We start from the raw sequence: 21,733 nt of genomic DNA, 5'->3' as shown, positions 1-21,733 counted from the left end.
CATGCTGACTGTTGACTAAAAACCGTCTGTGATCGTCTCGCGTATCCGGTCTGTCTTTCATCGTTGTCCTGCGACGCCAACCCCTTGGGTGTTATAGGGTCAAGCCTCACGGGCCATTAGTACACGTTAGCTCAACGCCTTGCAGCGCTTCCACACCGTGCCTATCAACCAGCTCGTCTTGCTGGGCCCTTCAGGAGGCTCTTGGCCTCGGGGATGTCTCATCTTGAAGGGGGCTTCCCGCTTAGATGCTTTCAGCGGTTATCCCGTCCGCATTTAGCTACCCGGCAATGCCACTGGCGTGACAACCGGAACACCAGAGATGCGTCCACTCCGGTCCTCTCGTACTAGGAGCAGCCCTTCTCAAACATCCTACGCCCACGGCAGATAGGGACCGAACTGTCTCACGACGTTCTAAACCCAGCTCGCGTACCACTTTAAATGGCGAACAGCCATACCCTTGGGACCGACTTCAGCCCCAGGATGTGATGAGCCGACATCGAGGTGCCAAACACCGCCGTCGATGTGAACTCTTGGGCGGTATCAGCCTGTTATCCCCGGAGTACCTTTTATCCGTTGAGCGATGGCCCTTCCATACAGAACCACCGGATCACTAGAACCTGCTTTCGCACCTGCTCGACGTGTCAGTCTCGCAGTCAAGCACCCTTATGCTCTTGCACTCATTGCACGATGTCCGACCGTGCTGAGGGTACCTTCGTGCTCCTCCGTTACGCTTTAGGAGGAGACCGCCCCAGTCAAACTACCCACCACACACGGTCCTCGATCCGGATTACGGACCCGAGTGAGAACGCCAATGATGCCAGGCTGGTATTTCAAGGGTGGCTCCCTCCGATCTGGCGACCGGAGTTCAAAGCCTCCCAGCTATCCTACACAGGCAACATCAGCGTTCAGTGTGAAGCTATAGTAAAGGTTCACGGGGTCTTTCCGTCTAGCCGCGGGTACACCGCATCTTCACGGCGATTTCAATTTCACTGAGTCTCGGGTGGAGACAGCGTGGCCATCATTACGCCATTCGTGCAGGTCGGAACTTACCCGACAAGGAATTTCGCTACCTTAGGACCGTTATAGTTACGGCCGCCGTTTACCGGGGCTTCAATCAAGTGCTTCGCCGAAGCTAACACCATCATTTAACCTTCCGGCACCGGGCAGGCGTCACACCCTATACGTCCGCTTGCGCGTTAGCAGAGTGCTGTGTTTTTAGTAAACAGTTGCAGCCACCTGGTATCTTCGACCGGTTCGGGCTGAGAGAGCAAGTCTCTTCACCCTACGCCGGCGTGCCTTCTCCCGAAGTTACGGCACCATTTTGCCTAGTTCCTTCACCCGAGTTCTCTCAAGCGCCTTAGGATTCTCACCCTGACCACCTGTGTTGGTTTGGGGTACGGTCTCGCAGTATCTGAGGCTTAGAGGCTTTTCCTGGAAGCGTGGCATCAATGACTTCAACACCGTGGTGTCTTCGTCTCGTCTCTCGGCCTTAGGAATCCGGATTTACCTGGACTCCCAGCCTACGGACTTTCACCAGGACAACCAACGCCTGGCTCACCTAGCCTTCTTCGTCCCCCCTTCGCAATACTGTGAGGTACGGGAATATTGACCCGTTTTCCATCGACTACGCCTTTCGGCCTCGCCTTAGGAGCCGACTCACTCTGCTTCGATTAGCGTCGAACAGAAACCCTTGGTCTTCCGGCGAGGGCGTTTTTCACGCCCTTTATCGTTACTCATGTCAGCATTCGCACTCGTGATACCTCCAGCAGACTTCTCAATCCACCTTCATCGGCTTACACGACGCTCCTCTACCGCTCATCCATAGGATGAACCCGTAGCTTCGGTACCTGGTTTAGCCCCGTTACATCTTCCGCGCAGGCCGACTCGACTAGTGAGCTATTACGCTTTCTTTAAAGGATGGCTGCTTCTAAGCCAACCTCCTAGCTGTCTGAGCCTTCCCACATCGTTTCCCACTTAACCAGGATTTCGGGACCTTAGCTGACGGTCTGGGTTGTTTCCCTTTTCACAACGGACGTTAGCACCCGCTGTGTGTCTCCCACGCTCGCACTCACCGGTATTCGGAGTTTGCCTCGGGTTGGTAAGTCGGGATGACCCCCTAGCCGAAACAGTGCTCTACCCCCGGCGGTGATACGTGAGGCGCTACCTAAATAGCTTTCGAGGAGAACCAGCTATCTCCGGGCTTGATTAGCCTTTCACTCCGACCCACAGCTCATCCCAGCATTTTTCAACATACTTGGGTGCGAGCCTCCAGTTGATGTTACTCAACCTTCACTCTGGCCATGGGTAGATCGCCCGGTTTCGGGTCTATTCCCAGCAACTGTTCGCCCTGTTAAGACTCGGTTTCCCTACGCCTCCCCTAATCGGTTAAGCTCGCTACTGAAAATAAGTCGCTGACCCATTATACAAAAGGTACGCAGTCACAGAACAAGTCTGCTCCTACTGCTTGTACGCACACGGTTTCAGGATCTATTTCACTCCCCTCACTGGGGTTCTTTTCGCCTTTCCCTCACGGTACTGGTTCACTATCGGTCAGCCAGGAGTATTTAGCCTTGGAGGATGGTCCCCCCGTCTTCAGTCAAGGTTTCTCGTGCCCCGACCTACTCGATTTCACGCGATCAGATTTTCGACTACGGGGCTATCACCCACTATGGCGGCATTTCCCAATGCCTTTGTCTAATCAGTCACACGCTTAAGGGCTGGTCCCCGGTCGCTCGCCGCTACTGGGGGAATCTCGGTTGATTTCTTTTCCTCGGGGTACTGAGATGTTTCAGTTCCCCCGGTTCGCCTCGCATCCCTATGTATTCAGGATGCGATACTCACCTTATGGTGAGTGGGTTTCCCCATTCAGAGATCGCCGGGTCGCAGGTTGTTTGCCACCTCACCGACGCTTATCGCAGGCTACAACGTCTTTCATCGCCTCTGGCTGCCTAGGCATCCACCGTGTGCGCTTCATTGCTTGACCCTATAACCCGAAGGAGTCGGGGTCGCAATGACAACGATTATTGCCGGATACGCTTGAGACGTATCACATGATGCTTTCATCAAGCTCTTGTTTTAAAAACATTAAAACAGAATTCTTAACGAAACCATCGGTTTTTATCAGCATGATATACATTGTTAAAGAGCAACTGCGTAAACGCAGTGGTAAGTCTGTCGACTTACCGCTGCCCATACACAATATCGATCAGGTAATTCATTGTGAGCGCTTGCCGGGCGGATGACGCATCGTTTAAGGAGGTGATCCAGCCGCAGGTTCCCCTACGGCTACCTTGTTACGACTTCACCCCAGTCATGAACCACACCGTGGTGATCGCCTTCCGAAGTTAGGCTAACCACTTCTGGTGCAGTCCACTTCCATGGTGTGACGGGCGGTGTGTACAAGGCCCGGGAACGTATTCACCGTGACATTCTGATTCACGATTACTAGCGATTCCGACTTCACGGAGTCGAGTTGCAGACTCCGATCCGGACTGAGACCGGCTTTATGGGATTCGCTTACTCTCGCGAGTTCGCAGCCCTTTGTGCCGGCCATTGTAGCACGTGTGTAGCCCTACCCGTAAGGGCCATGATGACTTGACGTCGTCCCCACCTTCCTCCGGTTTGTCACCGGCAGTCTCCTTAGAGTTCCCGCCATTACGCGCTGGCAAATAAGGACAAGGGTTGCGCTCGTTACGGGACTTAACCCAACATTTCACAACACGAGCTGACGACAGCCATGCAGCACCTGTCTCTGCGTTCCCGAAGGCACCAAGGTATCTCTACCAAGTTCGCAGGATGTCAAGGGTAGGTAAGGTTCTTCGCGTTGCATCGAATTAAACCACATGCTCCACCGCTTGTGCGGGCCCCCGTCAATTCATTTGAGTTTTAACCTTGCGGCCGTACTCCCCAGGCGGTCGACTTATCGCGTTAACTTCGCCACAAGGATCTCAAGGATCCCAACGGCTGGTCGACATCGTTTACGGCGTGGACTACCAGGGTATCTAATCCTGTTTGCTACCCACGCTTTCGCACCTCAGCGTCAGTGTCAGTCCAGAAGGCCGCCTTCGCCACTGGTATTCCTCCCGATCTCTACGCATTTCACCGCTACACCGGGAATTCTACCTTCCTCTCCTGCACTCTAGCCTGACAGTTCCGGATGCTGTTCCCAGGTTGAGCCCGGGGCTTTCACAACCGGCTGATCAAGCCGCCTACGCGCGCTTTACGCCCAGTAATTCCGATTAACGCTCGCACCCTCCGTATTACCGCGGCTGCTGGCACGGAGTTAGCCGGTGCTTCTTCTGTGAGTGATGTCTTTCCGCCGGGGTATTAACCCGACGGCGTTCTTCCTCACTGAAAGTGCTTTACAACCCGAAGGCCTTCTTCACACACGCGGCATGGCTGGATCAGGCTTGCGCCCATTGTCCAATATTCCCCACTGCTGCCTCCCGTAGGAGTTCGGGCCGTGTCTCAGTCCCGATGTGGCTGATCATCCTCTCAAACCAGCTACGGATCGTTGCCTTGGTGAGCCATTACCTCACCAACCAGCTAATCCGACATAGGCTCATCCAATCGCGAAAGGCCCGAAGGCCCCTTCTTTCCCCCGTAGGGCGTATGCGGTATTAGCGTGAGTTTCCCCACGTTATCCCCCACGACTGGGTAGATTCCTATGCATTACTCACCCGTCCGCCGCTCGACGCCTCCTAGCAAGCTAGGATCGTTTCCGCTCGACTTGCATGTGTTAAGCCTGCCGCCAGCGTTCAATCTGAGCCATGATCAAACTCTTCAGTTTACAATCATTGTGATTCTTACTCTCCCGCCACCCGTAGGCATTGGGAAAAAGCGAATCAAACTTGGCTCAAGGTTTCAAACGTTCTCAAAAAAACTCAACGACCGAAGCCGTTTCATCTTTGACGAGTCGCTTGCCTTGATAATAGGTGATTTGTCACCCACTCAGGCAAGCGCCCACATGAATTACCTGATCAACTTGTTAAAGAGCGTGTCGCGGGGTGAGTCATAAAAACTTACCCTGAACAACGTGTCGTTGTCGCTAGTGACTCAGCGACTAACGTTGCTGCGAAGAAGGCGTATTCTACGCATTCCGTGGTGTTTGTCAAGGGCGCTTTTAAAACCGGTTATCGAAAAACAAAACGTAAACCGACGCGCTAACTGCCTGACAAACAAGAGCTTTTAAAGCTCTAACACCGCCGGTGACGTGAGACGTCGTCGGCAGCGAGTGCGTACTCTACGGCTCAAGCTGGATGTTGGCAAGGGGCGTGTGAAAATAAATTATCATTTCGGCATGCAGTAGAGAAAAAGCGCTTCGGCGGTGCGCTGGCGGGCGGGTACACTATTGTTATCTTGCTTCATCGCCATATTGCTGTACGCACGCTGCTGTTCGGCTCGCGTACTGTCATAAGTACTGTCCCACGTCCTTATAGAGAGGCCTTTAATGAACCCGCACCTGCTCTCCGTTGATTCACTTGATCGAGGCCGCGTCGACCACCTCTTGCGCGTTGCCGCACGCATGGAACCCATTGCCAGCCGACGCCAGACAACCCGCGTGCTGGAGGGCGCTGTACTTGGCAATCTGTTTTTTGAAGCGAGCACGCGCACCCGGGTCAGCTTTCACGCCGCGTTTTGTCGCCTGGGCGGCAGCGTATGCGACACCACCGGCTTTACGTTTTCGTCGATGGCCAAAGGCGAGTCGCTGTATGACACCAGCCGGGTCATGAGCGGCTACTGCGACGCGATCGTGATGCGCCACCCCGAGCAGGGCTCGGTGGCCGAGTTTGCCAACGCCACCAACGTGCCGGTGATCAACGGCGGCGACGGGGCGGGCGAGCACCCCAGCCAAGCACTGCTGGACCTTTATACCATCCACAAGGAGTTTACGCGGCTGGGTAAAACGCTGGCCGGGGCACATATTCTGCTCACCGGCGACCTGCTCCACGGCCGTACGGTGCACTCGCTGATCAAGCTGCTGTCGCTGTATGAACCCATGCGCATCACCCTCGTTGCCCCGCCCGGTCTGGAAATGCCCGCGGCGCTGGTGGAGCTGGTGGCATCGCGTGGGCACCGCATTGAGCTACGCGACAGCCTGGCCAGTGATTTCAGCGACCTCGACGTGGTCTACACCACGCGTATTCAGAAAGAACGCTTTACCAGTGAGATGAGTGAAACCTTTGCCGGCGTGTCCGACGACTTTATCGTCAACAAGCGGTTTATGGATCAGCGCTGTACGCCCGAGACGATTGTGATGCACCCGCTACCGCGCGACAGCCGCCCCGGCGCCAACGATCTGGACGTGGGCCTGAACGGCGATCCGCGGCTGGCGATTTTCCGCCAGACAGACAACGGCATTCCGGTGCGCATGGCCATTTTTGCCACGCTGCTGCAGGTCGATGAGCTGATTGAAAAGGAGATGCGTCCGGTACGCTGGTTTGTGCCCGGCCGATTCGGCACGCTGGATGCCTAGCCAGTCGTGCGCCCGCCGGGCAGCCCTTCCCGGTGGGCAAACCAGCCTTCCAGAATAAGCACGGCGGCAATGCCGTCAACGCTGTCGGCGCGATAATCGCCTTTATGGCCGGCCTGGTGAGCGATCTGCTTGGCTTCGCGGGTCGAGCCGCGTTCATCGACCATATAGCACGGCTTGCGATAGCGCCCGTGCAGGCGGTTACCGAATTTACGCGCGCGTACGCTCATCTCGGATTCACTGCCGTCCATGTGCAACGGCAGCCCCACCACCAGTAAATCCGGCTGCCACTCGGCCAATAGCTGCGTCACGACATTCCAGTCGGGAATGCCGTCACGTGCGGTGAGCGGGGTCAGTTCGCGCGCGCTTTGCAGCAGCTCATTACCCACCGCGACACCGATGCGCTTGGCGCCGAAATCAAAGGCCAGCACCAGCCGCTGCCCCTCGGCTGCCATCAGGCATGCCCTGCATCGGGGGTCATCAGGTTAAGGTCGATACCCAGAATGCCCGCCGCCGCCGTCATCCGCTCTGCGGGCGGCGTTTCAAACAGCACGCTCGATTCGCCTTCGATGGTCAGCCAGGCGTTATCCTTGATTTCGTCTTCCAGCTGGCCCACATCCCAGCCGGCGCAGCCCAGACAGACGATAAAGCGCTCGGGGCCTTCATTGGACGCCAGCGCCTGGAGCATGTCCATCGAGGTCGTCAACGTCAGCTCGTCGGTGACCTGAACGCTTGAGTCCCAGTCATCGCTATTGCCTCGGTGAAGAATAAAGCCGCGATCCTTGTGCATGGGGCCGCCGTAGTACACCGGCGCGTTGCGGTGCAGGCTCTGGCTGCCGCCCAGCTCCAGCTGTTCGAACAGGGCATCAAGCGTAATGTCCAACGGCCGGTTGGCGATCACTCCCATGCTGCCGTTGTCGTCGTGGTCGCACAGATAGACCAGGCTTCCAGCGAAGTTCGCCTCGTCCATGTGCGGCATTGCCAACAAGAAATGATTCTTCAAACTTTGCATGCGTCTCCTAGCGCCGTCGGTCATGCGCCGGCGGCTGATTATCGATGACCACGGTCGATTAACGTTGCCTGCACCATACGCCGTCAGCGCATCGTGCTCAGGCGACGCGCCACCGCGTCAAGCAGCTGATCGGCAATGCGGGTGCCGCGCTGGTCGTCTATTTCGCGGATGCAGGTCGGGCTGGTGACGTTGATTTCGGTGATGTAGTCGCCGATGACGTCGAGTCCCACAAATAACAGCCCTTTCTTGCGCAGCGTCGGCTGTACCTGCTCAACCAGCCAGCGGTCGCGGGCGGTCAGCTCACGGCTCACCCCGCGACCGCCGGCGGCGAGATTGCCGCGAGTTTCGCCTGCCGAGGGAATGCGCGCCAGCCCGTAAGGCACCGGCTCGCCATCAATCAGCAAAATGCGCGTATCGCCTTCCTTGATGGCCGGCAGATAGCGCTGCGCCATGACTTGCCGCGTGCCATCAAGCGTCAGCTGTTCGATCACCGCGCCGAGGTTACGGCCATCCGGGGCGATGTGAAAAATGCCCTTACCGCCCATGCCGTCAAGCGGCTTGAAAATCACGTCACCGTGTTCCGCATGGAACGCTCGCAGCACGTCAGCCCGCCCCGACACCATCGTCGGCGCGCAGCACTGGGGGAACTGCTGGGCAAAGAGTTTCTCATTGCACGTCAGCAGCGCCTCGGTGGGGTTGACGATAAGCACCCCTTCACGCTCGGCAAAGCCGAGTAAATGCACGGCGTTGGTGAAGTTGTCATCGACCGGCGGGTCCTTGCGCATCAAAATGACATCAAGCTCGGCCAGCGGCCGGGCGTCGGCTTCACCCAGATCAAACCAGTGCTCGGGATCGCGGTGAACCGTTAGCGGGCGCATCCGCGCGTAGGCCTGCCCCGCATTGAGGAACAGGTCTTCCTGCTCCATATAGTGCAGCGTATAGCCACGATCCTGGGCGGCCCAGAGCATCGCCATGGTGGAATCTTTCTTGTAGGCAACCGCGGTAATGGGATCCATCACCACGCCCAGATGCAGGTTTGACTGGCTCATTGCAATAACCGTTCAGGAACGAACGCGCCAGGGTGGCACGCCCGGGGATGAATAACAGGCCGTAAAATCAGTCCAGCGACTCCAGCGCCCCCGGCACCAGACGCACGGCCTCGGGTTCAAGCGTGATCAGCTGGCGTTTGAACAGCCGGCCAATCGCTTGCTTATAAGCACTCTTGCTCACGCCCAGCCGCGCCTTGATATCGTCGGCTGCGCTTTTATCGCCCAATGGCAGGTAGCCGCCGCTTTCGCGCAGGGCCTTGAGCACTTTTTCGCCGACCACGTCCAGCCGGGCGCTACCGGGCGGCAGCAGTGAGATATCCAGCCGGCCATCGTCACGCCGCTGTTTGACGAAACCCGGCAACGTCTGCCCGCGGCGTAGCGGCTGGGTCATGTTATCGGCGTAGATCAGCCCCCAGTAGCGGTGGTTGACCACGACTTTCATCCCCAGATCGGTGCGCTCAGCGACCACCAGCGTCACTGCTTCACCGTTTTCCAGCGCCCAGGCGTCGTCGCTCAAGAAGTGTTCAAGGCGCATCGAGGCCACCGGTCGCCCCTGATCGTCTTCATACAGCTTGACCAGCACACGCTTGCCGGGGTCGGGGCGGAACAGCTGCTCGCTGTACGGCAACAGCACGTCTTTCGGCAGTCCCCAGCGCAGAAACGCGCCGGTGTTATTGACCGCCGTAACCGACAGATACGCGACCTCGCCGATATGTGCCACGGCATCCGTTGCGGCCAGGTGCGTGTTATGAGTGTCGCGGGTCATGTCAGAGCCGTCCTTAACGAGAGTGTGGGTGTTATATATCACCCCAGAGGTGCTGCAGCAGGGTCAGCGCCACCACCGGCGCCGTTTCGGTGCGCAACACCCGGGGGCCAAGCGTGAGCGGGGTGAACTGCGCCGCACGGGCCGCTTCAATATCGTCCGGCGCGAGGCCGCCCTCGGGGCCAATCAACAGCGCTGCCGCTGCCGGCGAGCGCTCCGCCTGAAGCCCGCTCTCCGTGGCCGGATGAAGCATCAGCCGCAGCGGCTCGTCGCGTTGTAAAAGCCACTCATCGAGGCTGAGCGGCGGATGCACGGGCGGCAGCGTTGCCCGCCCGCTCTGTTCACAGGCGCTGGCGGCTACCGCCTGCCAGTGCGCCAGCTTTTTGGCCTCGCGCTCGCCTTTCAGACGCACGTCGCCGCGGCGGGTATACAGCGGCGTGATGGCCGCAACGCCGAGCTCCACGGCTTTCTGGATGGCGTAGTCCATCCGGTCGCCCTTGGAGATTGCCTGGCCAAGATGCACTTGAAGCGGCGACTCGAAGCGCCCCGCCCAGACGGCCTCCACGCTGACCGTTGCCTGCTTGCGCGATACTTCCGCCAGCCGCACGCCGGCTTCACTGCCGTGGCCGTCAAACACCACCAGCGGCGCGCCAGCGCCAAGGCGCAGCACCCGGGTGACGTGGCGCGCCACGCCCTCGGGCAGCGTCACGCTGTGCCCCTCGTTTAGCGCAGTGGGCACATAAAAACGCGGCATTTTGCCGTTAGCGGCGTACCAATCGACGGCCTGCATGGCTTACTCGGCGCTTTCGGCGGCCTGCGCTTCGCGCTGCTTGCGCTGGGCGTACATGGCATCAAAGTTGACCGGCGCCAGCATCAGCGGCGGAAAACCGCCACGGTTGACGAGGCTGTCGACGCATTCGCGGGCGTAGGGAAACAGCAGGTTGGGGCAGAACGCACCCAGCGTTTGCTCCAGCTGCTCGCCTTCGATGCCGCCAATGCGGAACAGCCCGGCCTGCTCAACCTCCACCAGAAACGACGTGGTGCCGGTTTCGCTATCGTTGACCTGAGCGGTCACCTTGATCACCACCTCGTACTGATCATCGGCGGTCTGCGTGCTGGTGGTGTTCAGGTCCAGATTGACCTTGGGCTTGAACGGCTGCTTGAAAACGCCGGGCGAATTGGGCGCTTCAAAGGAGATGTCTTTGACATAGATGCGCTGTAGCGAGAACGTCAGCTTGGGCTTTTCGTCAGCCGCGCCGGCCTGCTGGGTGTTGTTGTCTTCTTCCGCCATGGGGAACTCCTGAAAAATTCAATCTGCGAGGATAAAAAGCCGCGTCATACAGCACCGCGGTCATAATCACGGCCGGCGCGGGAATGCCCGCACCGGCCAGCGCCGGAGCGCTTATTTTTTCACCACCGGAAGGCTGTCGGCCTGCCACTGCCCCATGCCGCCCTTGAGCTTCAGCGCACGCTCAAAGCCGGCCTTGTCCAGCTTCGCCTGGGCCACGCCCGAGCTCTGGCCGTGTTTGCAGACGATAATAACCGGCTTGTCTTTGACCTTGTCCAGCTCGTTCATCCGGTCATCAAGCTTGCTCTGGGGAATGTGACGAGCACCGGCAATATGCCCGGTCTTGAACTCCTTGTCTTCACGAATATCCAGCACCACCGCATCTTCACGGTTAATCAGGTGCGTGGCCTCGCCGGAGCTAACGCTGTGTTTTTCCGCACTGCGCGTTTCGTAGAAAAGCCAGGCCAGCAGCGCCACTGCAAAAGCCCCCACCAGCAACATGTGGTTCTGTGCAAATTCCAATAACTGATCGATCATCGCGCGCTCAATCTCTTTGTCAATATACTAATAAGATATACCAAGTAAGCCACTACCCGCGGCGGCCGTACCGCCGTTAAGCGCACCAGTATACACACCGCAACCCGCTGCGAGCATACCCCGCCATGACGACAAGGGGCCGCCTGCGTTATGATGCGAACAACTTGCATGCGCCGCGACGTTGCGCCACGCCTGCGCTCGGCCTAATGACGAGAGGTTTTCATGGACACTGCAACCACGCCGCGCCCGGTGGCGCTGATCATCCTCGACGGCTACGGCCACAACCCCGACAGCCAGCACAACGCCATTGCCGGCGCGCATACGCCGGTGATGGACCAGCTCTGGGCCGAGCGACCGCGTGCGTTCGTGCACACCGACGGCCACCACGTCGGGCTGCCCGACGGGCAAATGGGCAACTCCGAGGTGGGCCACATGAATCTGGGCGCCGGGCGCATCGTGTTTCAGGACTTCACGCGGATTACCCAGGCGGTAGAAAACGGCGATCTCGATCTCAATCCGGCGTTCACCGTCCCCATCGATGATGCCGTGGATCACGGCCGCGCCGTGCACCTGTTCGGGCTGCTTTCCCCCGGCGGGGTGCACAGCCACGAAGATCACTTTATTGCGCTGGCCGAGCTGGCCGCCCGCCGCGGCGCCCAGCGCATCTACGTTCACGCCTTTCTCGACGGCCGCGACATGGCGCCCAAGAGCGCCATGCACTCGCTTGAGCGCGTCAACGCCCGGCTGGCCGAGCTGGTGGGCGCCGATAACGGCTTTATTGCCTCGGTGATCGGGCGTTTTTACGCACTGGACCGCGACAACCGCTGGGAGCGCGTGGCCCAAGCCTATGAGCTGCTCACCGAAGGCAAGGCCGACTTTGCAGCCATCAGCGCCGAACAAGCGCTGCGCGACGCCTACGAACGCGGCGAAACAGACGAATTTGTCGCCGCCACCAGCATGCACATCCATGGCAGCCCGGTGGTGATTGAAGACGGCGACGCGGCGATCTTTGCCAACTTTCGCGCCGACCGCGCCCGCGAGCTTTCCCGCGCCTTCACCCAGCCGGACTTCAACGGCTTTAAGCGCACCTCACGCCCGGTGCTGGCCGGCGAAGGGCTGGTGACGATGACCCAGTACGCCGCCGACATCCGCGCATCGGTTGCCTTTCCGCCGACCAACCTGACCGACACCCTGGGCGAAGTCGTCGCTCAGCGGGGGCTGAAACAGCTGCGCATTGCCGAAACGGAAAAGTACCCGCACGTGACGTTTTTCTTCTCCGGCGGGCGCGAAGACGAGTTCGACGGCGAAACGCGCATTCTGCTGCCCTCGCCGCAGGACGTGCGCACCTACGACGAAAAGCCCGAAATGAGCGCCGTTGAGCTCACCGACAGTCTGGTCGACGCCATCGACGGCGGCACCTTTGACCTGATCATCTGCAACTACGCCAACGGCGATATGGTCGGCCACACCGGCGACTACAACGCCGCGGTCAAGGCCATCGAAACCGTCGATCGCTGCGTCGGTCGCGTGGTCGAGGCCATCGAACGGGCCGGCGGTGCCTGCCTGATTACCGCTGACCACGGCAACGCCGAGCAAATGGTGCATCCGGAAACCGGCGCGCCGCAAACCGCGCACACGGTCTTTCCCGTACCGCTGGTCTACGTTGGCACGCGCGAGGCAACGCTTGACGAAGGCCGGCTGTGCGACCTGGCGCCGACGCTGTTGACCCTGATGGATCAGGACATTCCTGCCGCCATGAGCGGCAACCCGCTGATCCGGTTAGGCTGATTTGAGCCTGCGGCCGACCGTGCGGCGCTACGCCACCGGCGCGCTGGTGGTTCTCGCGCTTACCGCCCTGCCGGCACAAGGACGCTCCGACGAGGCGTCCGCCCGGCAACAACTCGATTCGCTGGGAGAGGAAATACAGGCGGCATCAGAGCGCCTTGATTCCACCGCCGAGGCCCGCAGCGATGCCGAGCGCAAGCTGCGCGACGTCGAAGTCGCGCTGGCCGATATGCATGCGCGGCTGGATGACGTTCAAGCCCAGCGGCGCAAGCTAACGGAAGAAAGTGAAGCGCTGAAACAGCGCCGGACACGCCTTGAAACAACGCGTCAGGCCCAGCTCGACGCGCTGGGCACCCAGCTGGCCGCCCTTTACCGGCTGGGCGACTCGCCCCAGCTCAAGCTGTTGCTCAATCAGGGCAACCCGGCCGAGCTTGACCGCATGCAGGCGTACCTCAATCGCCTGAGCCGGGCACGCAACCAGCGCCTGGCCGATATCGCCCGGCTGGACGACGCGCTGACGCAAAACGCCGCCCGGCTGGCCGACCGCCGCCAGCGCCTTGACGACGCCAACCAGGCGCTGAAAGAAGAAAGCGCAACGCTGGCCCAGCGCACTGCCAAGCGCCGTGACATACTCGCCACTCTTGGCCAGCGTGAACAAAGCCAGGGCCACCATCTGGCCGAACTTCAGGTAGACCACAAACAGGCCGAGCAACGGCTGCGTCAGATTCGTGAACAGATGGCACGACTAGCAAGCCCCACGCCCAGCACGCAAATGGCCCAGACCCGCGGCGACCTGCCCTGGCCGGTGCAAGGCACCCTGCGCGCCGGCTTCCAGCGCCAAAAAGGCGTGCACCAAAACGGCATTACTATCGGCGCCAATGCCGGCACGCCGGTCAAGGCCGTGCATGAAGGCCGGGTGGTATTTGCCGACTGGATACGCGGCTTTGGCAATCTGTTGATCATCGATCACGGCGACCACATCATGACGCTGTATGCTCACCTACAACGCTTTACCCACGGCCCCGGTGAGAAAGTCGCCAGCGGTGACGTGATTGGCTACGTGGGCAACAGCGGCGGCCAGCCGCGCGCGGCGCTGTATTTCGAGGTCCGCCGTAACGGCGAGCCGATCAACCCCAAGCGTTGGATTGCGCGCCGCTGACGGGCTAAGCTTGCGCCATTCACGTTTTTTCGGCGGCGGGCCCGTCGCCTCTCGCCCTGCGGAGCCATAATGACGCCATCTGTTACCCCGCTATTGCCAACCACCCGGCGCTTTCTGGCCACCCTGCTCCCGGCTGCCGCGCTCGCGCTGGCGGCGCCGGCCATGGCCGCGCCGAGCACGACGGAGCCCGGTGCCAACGAGCTGCCTCTGGAAGACATCCAGACCTTTGCCGAGGTGTTTGAACACATCAAGCGCGCCTATGTGGAAGAAGTCGACGACCGCACGCTGCTGCGCAACGCCATGCGCGGGATGCTCAACGAACTCGACCCGCACTCGGCCTATCTTGACGAAGAGCAATATCAGAGCCTGCGCGAGTCCACCGAGGGGGAATTTGGCGGCATCGGCATCGAAGTCGGCATGGAAAACAACCAGCTGACGGTGATTACCCCCATTGACGACACTCCTGCCTCCCGGGCAGGGCTGATGGCGCGCGACATCATCATCCGCATCGGCGACACCTCAACCGAGGGCATTTCGCTGCACGAGGCCGTCAACCTGATGCGCGGCGAACCCGGTTCCGACATTGAGATAGCGATTCTACGTGCCGGCGAAGACAGCCCCCGCGAACTGACCCTGAGCCGCGAAATCATCCGCAGCGAAAGCGTCAAACACGAGCTGCTGGCGCCGGGCTACGGCTACCTGCGCATCAGCCAGTTTCAAACGCGCACTGCCGACCAGGCGCAAAGCGCTATCGAAGAGATGCTGGACAACGCCGAGGGCGGCATGCTCGACGGACTGGTGCTGGATCTGCGCAATAATCCCGGCGGCATCCTGCAGTCCGCGGTGGATATCGCCGACCTGTTTCTGGACCACGGCCGCGTGGTGTATACCGAAGGCCGTCTCAACGACAGCCAGATGTCGTTTTCGGCCACGCCGTCAACGCCCGCCGGCGATGTCTCGCTGGTCGTACTGGTCAACGGCGGCAGCGCCTCGGCGGCCGAAATTGTCGCCGGCGCCCTGCAGGATCAGCGCCGCGGGGTGATCATGGGCACCGAGAGCTTTGGCAAAGGCTCGGTACAGCAGGTGATGCCGCTGGGTGAAAACGAAGGCCTCAAGCTGACCACCGCGCTGTACTACACCCCCAACGGCCGCTCGATTCAGGCGCAGGGCATCAAGCCCGACGTCACGGTCGTACGCGGGCGCCTTGAAATCGCCGACAGCCGCTTTGAGCTGCGCGAAGCCGATCTGGAGGGGCACCTGAGCTCGTCGGGTCAGGCCGCAGGCAGCGATGCCGCCACCTCAGGGCGCCTGCGCGACGACTACCAGCTGGGCGAGGCGCTGAATCTGCTCAAGGCGCTCAACGTGGTTGACCGCCGCAACCGCTAACGGCAGCTTTGCGGCAGGCGGCCGCGTTCTCCGGTCGCCTGCCGCATGATCACGCGCTTGATCGGCACCAGCCGGTGCAGGCCGCTCATGCCGACGTTACGCGCCAGCAACACGCCCGGATGAGCGCTGCCAAACAGCGTCTTGAAGCCCTTCATCAGCGCCAGCATCGTGGCGTTATCCGCACGGCGGCGGCGCTCATAGCGGCGCAGCAGCCGCACATCGCCCCAGCCGGCGCCGCGCTTAAAGGCCGTCACCACCTCTTCGGCCAGTACCGCGGCGTCCATCAGCCCCAGATTGACGCCCTGCCCGGCCAACGGATGAACGCTGTGCGCGGCGTCGCCTATCAACGCAAAGTGCGGCGCCACATAGCGCTGCGCGTGGCGCTGCACCAGCGGAAACGCATACGCTTTGTCGCGCACTTCCACCGCGCCCAGGCGGTAGTCCAGCGCCTCGCCCAACGCTTCACCCAGCGCCTCGGCAGACATTGCTTCAAGGGTTTTCGCTCGCGCCGGCGTCACTGACCAGACAATCGAGCAGTAGCGCTCGTCGCCGTTAACCGTCAGCGGCAAGAACGCCAGCGGTTGGCCGTCAACAAACGCCTGACGCGCGGTCGCGCCGTGGGGGCGTTCGCAGCGTACCGTGGTGACCACCGCGTGCTGGTGCATATCGTCTTCCACCACGTCAATTTCCGCCATCTCGCGCAGCGCCGAGCGCGCACCGTCGGCGGCCACCACCAGCGGCGCACCGAGCTGGCGCCCATCGTCGAGCGTCAGCCAGCGGCCGGTAGGCGACGTTTGCAGCGCTTCAACGCGCGCGCCGTACAGCGGCGTCACGTTCGGATGCTCCAGAATCCGGGCATTCAAGGCGGCCAGCGTCACGTTGTTCTCAACAATATGCCCCAGATTAGCCACGCCGGCTTCGTCGGCGCTGAAGGCGATATCGCCGCTGCCTTCGGCGTCCCACACGCGCATAAAGCGGTACGGCGTCACGCGCCTTTTTTCCATGGCCGGCCAGGCGTGCAGCCGGGTGAGCAACCGGGTGGAGACCGGCGACAGCGCGCTGACCCGCGGGGCGACCCGCGTACCATCCCATGCTTCAAGGCTGAGCGGTCGAGCCTGCGCTTCAATCAGCGCCACGCGCATGCCGGCGTCGGCCAGCAGCGCACAAAGCGCCGCACCGACCATGCCGCCGCCCACAATCAGCGCATCAAAGTCAGCCGGCGGCTGTCCGCTCGCGGTGGTGGTTTTCGTCGTCGTCACTAGCGTTGCCTCGTCATCAAAGCGCCCGCCTGCGGGCGCGGGTGGAAATTAACGCTCGAGCCCCATCGCCCGGCGGATAACATCCCGGCGCAGCGGGCCGGCCAGATTCAGCCCGACCAACCCCGCCGCGCGGGCCTGGGGCAGCAGCGGCAGCGTGGTGCCAAACAGACGGATCAGCCCATCGCTGAAACGCACCACCCCGCGCCGGTCACGAGCGCGGCGCTGGTCAAACGCGCCCAGCGTTGCCATGTCGCCCATCGCGCCCCCCGCGGCCAGGCTGTCTTCCAGCGTTTCGACCAGATCCGTCACTCCGCGCAGCGCAAGGTTAAACCCCTGCCCAGCCACCGGATGCAGCGCGTGGGCGGCATTGCCCAGCACCGCAAGCCCCGGGCGCACCGCCTCTTGCGCGGTCACCAGCGACAGCGGGTACGCATAGCGTTTGCCCACCCGGGTAAAACGCCCCGCGCGGTCGCCGAAGGCTTGCTGCAGCGCGGTCAAAAAATCGCCGTCGCCCATCGCCATACGCGCTTTTTCCTCACCGGCCGGGTGCGTCCACACCAGCTCCATGGCGTTGCCCGGGAGCGGCAGCAGCGCCATCGGGCCTTCAGCGGTAAAGCGCTCGTAGGCCACGCCGCGATGCGGCTCGCTGACGCCTACGTTAGCGATCAGCGCGGTTTGCGCGTAGGCCGCTTGGTGGCTGTCGATGCCCAGCTGCTCTTTCAAGCCCGAGCGTCCGCCGTCTGCCAGCACCGTAAGCGCCGCGCTCAGCGTGCTGCCGTCCGACAGCTCAAGCCGGTGCCCGCCGGGCTGCGGCGCAATGCGCTCGACCTTGGCCGGGCAGTGCCACTCAAGGTCAAGCGCCGCCAGGCGCTGGTGCAGCACTTGTCCCATCCAGGCATTGGGAATCACATGGCCCAGCGCCTCGACGTTGACTTCATCCGCACTCAGCCGCGTGGCGCCAAAGCGCCCCCGCTCGCTGATGTGGATACGTTTGATCGGCGATGCTTCGCGGCGCATGGCCTGCCATACCCCCAGCCGGCGGAAGCGCTCCGCCGAGCCTGCAGCAATGGCGCTGGCGCGGGCATCAAAGCTGGGTTGCCATTCGGCCTGCGGCGAGGGCGCCGGCAGCGGCGCGGCTTCGATAATGGCCACCTTCAGCGCGTAGCGTTCAATCAGCGGGGCGAGCGCGCAGCCAAGGCTGGCACCGACCAGACCACCGCCCACAATCACAATGTCGTGGGTCGCCGTATGCGCGGGTGTATCCATGGTTGACTCCCTAACCGACTGTTTTTATGTATCTTTAATAAAAATACGCAAAATACAATCGTAACGTATATTACGTAATAAATATCAAACGCTGAAAAAAACCGATCACTTGCTGGCCATCAGTGCCTCAATATCAGCCACCCGCTTGGGCACATACGCGGTCAACACCTCGTGACCGGTGGCGGTGACCACCACGTCGTCTTCAATGCGGATGCCCATGCCACGATAAGCGGCGGGAATATCCTCGGCGTCGGGAATGTACAGCCCCGGCTCCACGGTGAGCACCATGCCGGCTTCCAGCGGGCGCGGCGTGTCGGCGTCAAGGCGGTAGTCACCCACGTCGTGCACGTCCAGCCCCAGCCAGTGCGACGTGGAATGCAGATAAAAGCGCCGGTAGCTGTCGTCGGCAATGCGCTCATCCACCTCGCCCGAGAGCAGCCCCAGCTCAATCAGCCCCGCCGTCAGGTCACGCACCACGCCCTGGTGAATCTCGTTTAGCGTAGCACCGGGCTTGATGACCGCCACGGCGCTTTCCTGCGCGGCGAGCACCGTTTCGTACACCTCGCGCTGGGCTTCGCTGAAAGTGCCGGATACGGGGAAGGTGCGGGTAATGTCACCGGCGTAAAGATCAAACTCGGCGCCGGCATCGATCAACACCAGGTCGCCATCATTAAGCGGCGCGCTATTTTCCACATAGTGCAGTACGCAGGCGTTGTCCCCGCCGCCCACAATCGTGCTGTACGCCGGCCCGCTGCCGCCTTGCCAGACAAATTCGTGCTCCAGCTCGGCCTGCAGGTGGTATTCGCTAAGCCCCGCCGCACTGGCACGCATCGCGCGGCAGTGAGCACGGGCGGAAATCTCGGCGGCGTGGCGCATCAGAGCAATTTCATCGTCCGCCTTGACCAGACGCATGGCGTGAATCAGCGGGCTGACGTCGTGAAAGCCGCTAACGGGCGCAATGCCCCGGCGGCGGCCGGCCTGAGACTCGGCGTAAACCTGCTCGGCCAGCGCCAACGCTTCACCGTCGTCAAACGGCACAAAAAGCTGCTCGCGGCCTTCCAGCAGCGCGCTCAGCTGAACGTCACGCTCGGCGTTTTCAAAGGCCTCGTCTACGCCGTGTTCGGCGACCACGCCCGCCGCACCCAGGCGCCGGCCGGTCCATGCCTCCCACAGTGGATTGCGGTCCTGGCAAAACACCACCGCCGCGCCAGCCTCGCGGCCGGGCAGCAGCACCAGCAGCGCGTCGGGCTCAACGATGCCGGTCAGGTAGTAAAAATCGCTGTTCTGGCGAAACGGGTATTCGCTATCCCGCGAGCGGGTCGCAAGCGAGGCGCCGGGAATCAACACCGCGGCACTGGCAGGCAATGTTGCCATCAGAGCAGCGCGGCGCTTGGCGTAGGCATCGGGGGTGATCGCCGCCGGGCGCGGCATCAGGTCGGGTAGCATTGTGGCTCCTGAGTGCAGAAAAATTGTGTGACACGGTGGCGCAAAAGTCAGTGCACCGGCGCGTCACTTTGCTCGACTTGGGGCTGGCCGGGGTGCTGCTCGGTGTAGAGCATCATGGCGGTCATCCGCGCGTGCTCGGTCAACGCAGAGAGGTCGTTTTCGTTCTCTGTGCTGTTGTCGATGTCGGCGTCAATACGGGCCAGCGCCGGCAGGTCATCCATGGCCTCGCAAAGCGTTTTTGACCACTGCGCGCGCTGGTCGTCATCCACCACCTCTTCAAGCACTTCCAAAAAGCCCAGCGCCCATTCTCTGAGGCCCTGCGCCTGTTCGGCCAAAGAGAACAGCTCGTCGGGCAACAGCGGCTCGTAGTTCAGCTCACTGGCGCTAAGTGCCGCCACGGTTTGCCGGCGCCAGCCTAACAGCCGCTCGGCGCTCTCCGGGTTCCGCGGCTGCTCAACGCCCAGGCTTAGACACACTTCCTCAAGCCAGGTGTCCGCGCTGACATCCTTAAGCGCCAAAAGCGCGCACAGCCTGCCATCGAGAAAGGTCGGCGACTGCATGCTGCCGTGCAGCAAAAACACATCGGCAATGTCGGAGAAATCCTGGCGTTCATCAATCAAGGACATAAAAAAAGTGATCCATTTAGCGGGTGATAAAAAATCGTTGGTCCGGCTCACCGGCACGTCCGGCGCTGCGCGTTGACCCTGACACAGCGGCTCTCTTATAGTTAAGCGGCGGGTAACGCTCAGCGCCGCTTAGCCAGGCGACCTGAGCCAAGCCGTTTTATACTTGCCTGTGCAAGACGTTCCTGTGCGAGAATGTTAACGCATAGATCCTTTGATGGCCTGCGCTGGAGCAACTGATGAGTGACGCCGAGCGTCCGACAACAGAAATCGCCCTGCTGGGCAGGCATTACACCATTGCCTGCGACCCGGGTGCCAAAGACAACCTAGTGCGCGCCGCGCGCTACCTGGACCGTGCAATGCACGGCATTCAGTCGAAAAGTACCACGCTCAGCAACGACCGCGTAACGGTAATGGCCGCGCTTAACATCACCCATGAGCTCCTTGAAGCGCTGGACGAGCAGCGCGGCTATGAAGCTGAACTCACCCGTCTTGGCGAGCGCCTGGACGGCGCGCTGAAAAACCGCTCAAAGTAAAAACCACCCGCAGGCGCTCCGGGCTTTGGCCTGCGCTCAGGTTCTGGTAAGATGGCAGTGTTCTCTGGGGTGTGCGCCAGTCGTTATAGTCCCTCGAGCCTATGCGCAGTACCTAGGGCGGCCATTGCTAGCCAGACCCGTGTGCATGTCCGCGCGACGGAAAGCCTGACGGTCTGGCTGCGGCCACCCGACCTGAACCTTTAGGTTCAGGGCCAGAACGACAGCGGCACTTTGGAGAACTCTTTCATGTTAACCACCGGGGTCATGCCAACCACCGAGATCATATCAACCGCTGAATCTTCCTCTAGCATCCCGCATTCCTCGCCTTCACAGGCTAAAACTGCCCTTCGCCGCGAGCTTAAACGCCGCCGCCGCGCCCTCTCACCGCGTGAACAACGCGCCGCCACCGCGCAGCTATGCCGCCGGCTGAGAACCCTGCCCGAACTGCTCCGCGCTCGCCGCGTCAGCCTGTATTTGCCCATGGGCGGTGAAATCGACCCGCAGCCGCTGCTGCACTGGCTTTACCGCCGCGGTGTAAGCGTTTACTTACCCGTATTACGCCCTTTTTCGGCCAATTCACTATGGTTTGTGGCCTACCGGCCGGGCACGCCAATGGTCAAAAATCGGTTTGGCATTCCAGAGCCTGCCGCCGCGTTTAGCGCTCGCCGCCAGAACCGCCTGCCCGCATGGGCGCTGGACGCCTTGATCGTGCCGCTGGTGGGCTTTGATGCCAACGCCAACCGCATGGGCATGGGCGGCGGCTTTTACGACCGCACGCTGGCATTCATGCGCTACCGGCGCCCCGCGCCGGCGCTGATCGGCGTGGCGCACGCCTGCCAGCAGGTAGCGCACCTGCCCGTGGAGCCGTGGGACATTCCGCTAACCGCGATTGCCACCGATGCCGCCACCGTGCGCCCGCAAAAGCGCTGAACGCGGGGCAACAAAAACGGGCTGTGCCATGACGGCACAGCCCGTTTTTGATTCACCCCACTTAATTACCCTGCGGGCGCACGCACCTAGCTGCCTGATAATGCCTGCGCATACCCCGTAGCGAGGACCCCCAGTGCAAACACCAGGGTAAGTGTCATGATCATATCCGGCTTCTTGCGACGCATACTGCTTCTCCCAGATGACAAGCCCGGAGATCTCCGT

The 21,733-nt window shown here is 61.2% G+C and carries 17 protein-coding genes, 2 rRNA genes and 1 other RNA gene; 7 read left to right on the top strand and 13 right to left on the bottom strand.

Annotated features, from left to right (window positions below):
* Positions 1-95 precede the first annotated feature (95 nt).
* Positions 96-2,983, bottom strand: a 23S ribosomal RNA gene (locus B5495_RS10085).
* A gap of 268 nt (positions 2,984-3,251) precedes the next feature.
* A 16S ribosomal RNA gene (locus B5495_RS10080) occupies positions 3,252-4,789 on the bottom strand.
* Together the 16S and 23S rRNA genes form the textbook arrangement of a ribosomal RNA operon.
* A 660-nt stretch (positions 4,790-5,449) precedes the next feature.
* On the opposite strand from B5495_RS10080, the gene pyrB reads away from it, so the two are divergent.
* Positions 5,450-6,475, top strand: coding sequence for an aspartate carbamoyltransferase (pyrB, locus tag B5495_RS10075; protein ID WP_079553418.1), 1,026 nt, complete (start codon positions 5,450-5,452; stop codon positions 6,473-6,475).
* Here pyrB and ruvX read toward each other — a convergent pair.
* From ruvX to B5495_RS10040, 7 genes are all read right to left on the bottom strand, one after another.
* On the bottom strand, positions 6,472-6,927 hold the full coding sequence (ruvX, locus tag B5495_RS10070) for a Holliday junction resolvase RuvX (RefSeq protein ID WP_079553416.1): 456 nt from the start codon (positions 6,925-6,927) through the stop codon (positions 6,472-6,474). The two genes, pyrB and ruvX, sit on opposite strands and share 4 nt — an antisense overlap.
* Entirely contained in the window at positions 6,927-7,484 is a 558-nt protein-coding gene (locus tag B5495_RS10065; protein ID WP_079553415.1) for a YqgE/AlgH family protein, read from the bottom strand. Before B5495_RS10065 ends, ruvX begins: the two co-directional genes overlap by 1 nt.
* 83 nt (positions 7,485-7,567) lie before the next feature.
* Positions 7,568-8,533: a glutathione synthase gene (gene gshB, locus B5495_RS10060; protein ID WP_079553413.1), complete on the bottom strand. Its 966-nt coding sequence runs from the start codon at positions 8,531-8,533 to the stop codon at positions 7,568-7,570.
* Positions 8,534-8,600: 67 nt separating this feature from the next.
* Positions 8,601-9,299 (bottom strand): CvfB family protein, encoded by a 699-nt coding sequence (locus tag B5495_RS10055; RefSeq protein ID WP_079553412.1) that lies wholly within the window; start codon positions 9,297-9,299, stop codon positions 8,601-8,603.
* A 31-nt stretch (positions 9,300-9,330) separates the two neighbouring features.
* Positions 9,331-10,086, bottom strand: coding sequence for a 16S rRNA (uracil(1498)-N(3))-methyltransferase (locus tag B5495_RS10050; protein WP_079553410.1), 756 nt, complete (start codon positions 10,084-10,086; stop codon positions 9,331-9,333).
* 3 nt (positions 10,087-10,089) lie between these two features.
* The gene (gene secB / locus B5495_RS10045; RefSeq protein WP_079553408.1) at positions 10,090-10,587 is read right to left on the bottom strand and encodes a protein-export chaperone SecB; all 498 of its coding nucleotides are present in this window, start codon (positions 10,585-10,587) and stop codon (positions 10,090-10,092) included.
* Positions 10,588-10,698: 111 nt separating this feature from the next.
* Complete coding sequence (locus tag B5495_RS10040; protein WP_079553407.1) at positions 10,699-11,121, bottom strand: rhodanese-like domain-containing protein; 423 nt, start codon at positions 11,119-11,121, stop codon at positions 10,699-10,701.
* Positions 11,122-11,343: 222 nt separating this feature from the next.
* Here B5495_RS10040 and gpmI point away from each other — a divergent pair, with 222 nt between their 5' ends.
* The 3 genes from gpmI to B5495_RS10025 all read left to right on the top strand — a co-directional run bounded on the left by gpmI (position 11,344) and on the right by B5495_RS10025 (position 15,451).
* Positions 11,344-12,909, top strand: a complete 1,566-nt coding sequence (gene gpmI / locus B5495_RS10035) for a 2,3-bisphosphoglycerate-independent phosphoglycerate mutase (RefSeq protein WP_079553405.1) — start codon at positions 11,344-11,346, stop codon at positions 12,907-12,909.
* 1 nt (position 12,910) lies between these two features.
* The gene (locus tag B5495_RS10030; RefSeq protein ID WP_231897164.1) at positions 12,911-14,065 is read left to right on the top strand and encodes a murein hydrolase activator EnvC family protein; all 1,155 of its coding nucleotides are present in this window, start codon (positions 12,911-12,913) and stop codon (positions 14,063-14,065) included.
* A gap of 69 nt (positions 14,066-14,134) precedes the next feature.
* On the top strand, positions 14,135-15,451 hold the full coding sequence (locus tag B5495_RS10025) for a S41 family peptidase (RefSeq protein ID WP_079553403.1): 1,317 nt from the start codon (positions 14,135-14,137) through the stop codon (positions 15,449-15,451).
* Here B5495_RS10025 and B5495_RS10020 read toward each other — a convergent pair.
* From B5495_RS10020 to B5495_RS10005, 4 genes are all read right to left on the bottom strand, one after another.
* On the bottom strand, positions 15,448-16,635 hold the full coding sequence (locus B5495_RS10020; RefSeq protein WP_079555036.1) for a UbiH/UbiF/VisC/COQ6 family ubiquinone biosynthesis hydroxylase: 1,188 nt from the start codon (positions 16,633-16,635) through the stop codon (positions 15,448-15,450). The genes B5495_RS10025 and B5495_RS10020 overlap by 4 nt on opposite strands.
* Before the next feature lie 123 nt (positions 16,636-16,758).
* A complete protein-coding gene (ubiH, locus tag B5495_RS10015) occupies positions 16,759-17,976 on the bottom strand; it encodes a 2-octaprenyl-6-methoxyphenyl hydroxylase (RefSeq protein WP_079553401.1) in 1,218 nt (405 codons plus the stop codon).
* A gap of 105 nt (positions 17,977-18,081) precedes the next feature.
* Positions 18,082-19,422 carry a Xaa-Pro aminopeptidase gene (pepP, locus tag B5495_RS10010; protein WP_079553400.1) on the bottom strand — a complete coding sequence of 447 codons (1,341 nt, stop codon included), beginning with the start codon at positions 19,420-19,422 and terminating at the stop codon, positions 18,082-18,084.
* Positions 19,423-19,469: 47 nt separating this feature from the next.
* Positions 19,470-20,048: a UPF0149 family protein gene (locus B5495_RS10005; RefSeq protein WP_079555034.1), complete on the bottom strand. Its 579-nt coding sequence runs from the start codon at positions 20,046-20,048 to the stop codon at positions 19,470-19,472.
* Between the two features lie 236 nt (positions 20,049-20,284).
* Between B5495_RS10005 and B5495_RS10000 the strand changes: the two genes are divergently transcribed.
* From B5495_RS10000 to B5495_RS09990, 3 genes are all read left to right on the top strand, one after another.
* Positions 20,285-20,581: a cell division protein ZapA gene (locus tag B5495_RS10000; RefSeq protein ID WP_079553398.1), complete on the top strand. Its 297-nt coding sequence runs from the start codon at positions 20,285-20,287 to the stop codon at positions 20,579-20,581.
* A 58-nt stretch (positions 20,582-20,639) separates the two neighbouring features.
* Positions 20,640-20,823: non-coding RNA, 6S RNA (gene ssrS, locus B5495_RS09995), on the top strand.
* A 4-nt stretch (positions 20,824-20,827) separates the two neighbouring features.
* Positions 20,828-21,511 (top strand): 5-formyltetrahydrofolate cyclo-ligase, encoded by a 684-nt coding sequence (locus tag B5495_RS09990; protein ID WP_231897163.1) that lies wholly within the window; start codon positions 20,828-20,830, stop codon positions 21,509-21,511.
* Positions 21,512-21,733 lie beyond the last annotated feature (222 nt).

This window comes from Vreelandella subglaciescola (genome assembly GCF_900142895.1).
GTDB lineage: Bacteria > Pseudomonadota > Gammaproteobacteria > Pseudomonadales > Halomonadaceae > Vreelandella > Vreelandella subglaciescola.
The sequence above is the reverse complement of the archived record's forward strand: the minus strand, read 5'-3'. Positions and strand labels throughout refer to the sequence as shown.

What these genes read in the sequence shown, in the direction of transcription:
- secB (WP_079553408.1), bottom strand. Translation starts at nt 10,587, where the DNA reads ATGGCGGAAGAAGACAACAACACCCAGCAGGCCGGCGCGGCTGACGAA.
- gpmI (WP_079553405.1), top strand. Translation starts at nt 11,344, where the DNA reads ATGGACACTGCAACCACGCCGCGCCCGGTGGCGCTGATCATCCTCGAC.
- pepP (WP_079553400.1), bottom strand. Translation starts at nt 19,422, where the DNA reads ATGCTACCCGACCTGATGCCGCGCCCGGCGGCGATCACCCCCGATGCC.
- B5495_RS09990 (WP_231897163.1), top strand. Translation starts at nt 20,828, where the DNA reads ATGTTAACCACCGGGGTCATGCCAACCACCGAGATCATATCAACCGCT.
- B5495_RS10050 (WP_079553410.1), bottom strand. Translation starts at nt 10,086, where the DNA reads ATGCAGGCCGTCGATTGGTACGCCGCTAACGGCAAAATGCCGCGTTTT.
- ruvX (WP_079553416.1), bottom strand. Translation starts at nt 6,927, where the DNA reads ATGGCAGCCGAGGGGCAGCGGCTGGTGCTGGCCTTTGATTTCGGCGCC.
- B5495_RS10020 (WP_079555036.1), bottom strand. Translation starts at nt 16,635, where the DNA reads ATGGTCGGTGCGGCGCTTTGTGCGCTGCTGGCCGACGCCGGCATGCGC.
- B5495_RS10065 (WP_079553415.1), bottom strand. Translation starts at nt 7,484, where the DNA reads ATGCAAAGTTTGAAGAATCATTTCTTGTTGGCAATGCCGCACATGGAC.
- B5495_RS10005 (WP_079555034.1), bottom strand. Translation starts at nt 20,048, where the DNA reads ATGTCCTTGATTGATGAACGCCAGGATTTCTCCGACATTGCCGATGTG.
- B5495_RS10055 (WP_079553412.1), bottom strand. Translation starts at nt 9,299, where the DNA reads ATGACCCGCGACACTCATAACACGCACCTGGCCGCAACGGATGCCGTG.
- B5495_RS10000 (WP_079553398.1), top strand. Translation starts at nt 20,285, where the DNA reads ATGAGTGACGCCGAGCGTCCGACAACAGAAATCGCCCTGCTGGGCAGG.
- ubiH (WP_079553401.1), bottom strand. Translation starts at nt 17,976, where the DNA reads ATGGATACACCCGCGCATACGGCGACCCACGACATTGTGATTGTGGGC.
- pyrB (WP_079553418.1), top strand. Translation starts at nt 5,450, where the DNA reads ATGAACCCGCACCTGCTCTCCGTTGATTCACTTGATCGAGGCCGCGTC.
- B5495_RS10040 (WP_079553407.1), bottom strand. Translation starts at nt 11,121, where the DNA reads ATGATCGATCAGTTATTGGAATTTGCACAGAACCACATGTTGCTGGTG.
- gshB (WP_079553413.1), bottom strand. Translation starts at nt 8,533, where the DNA reads ATGAGCCAGTCAAACCTGCATCTGGGCGTGGTGATGGATCCCATTACC.
- B5495_RS10025 (WP_079553403.1), top strand. Translation starts at nt 14,135, where the DNA reads ATGACGCCATCTGTTACCCCGCTATTGCCAACCACCCGGCGCTTTCTG.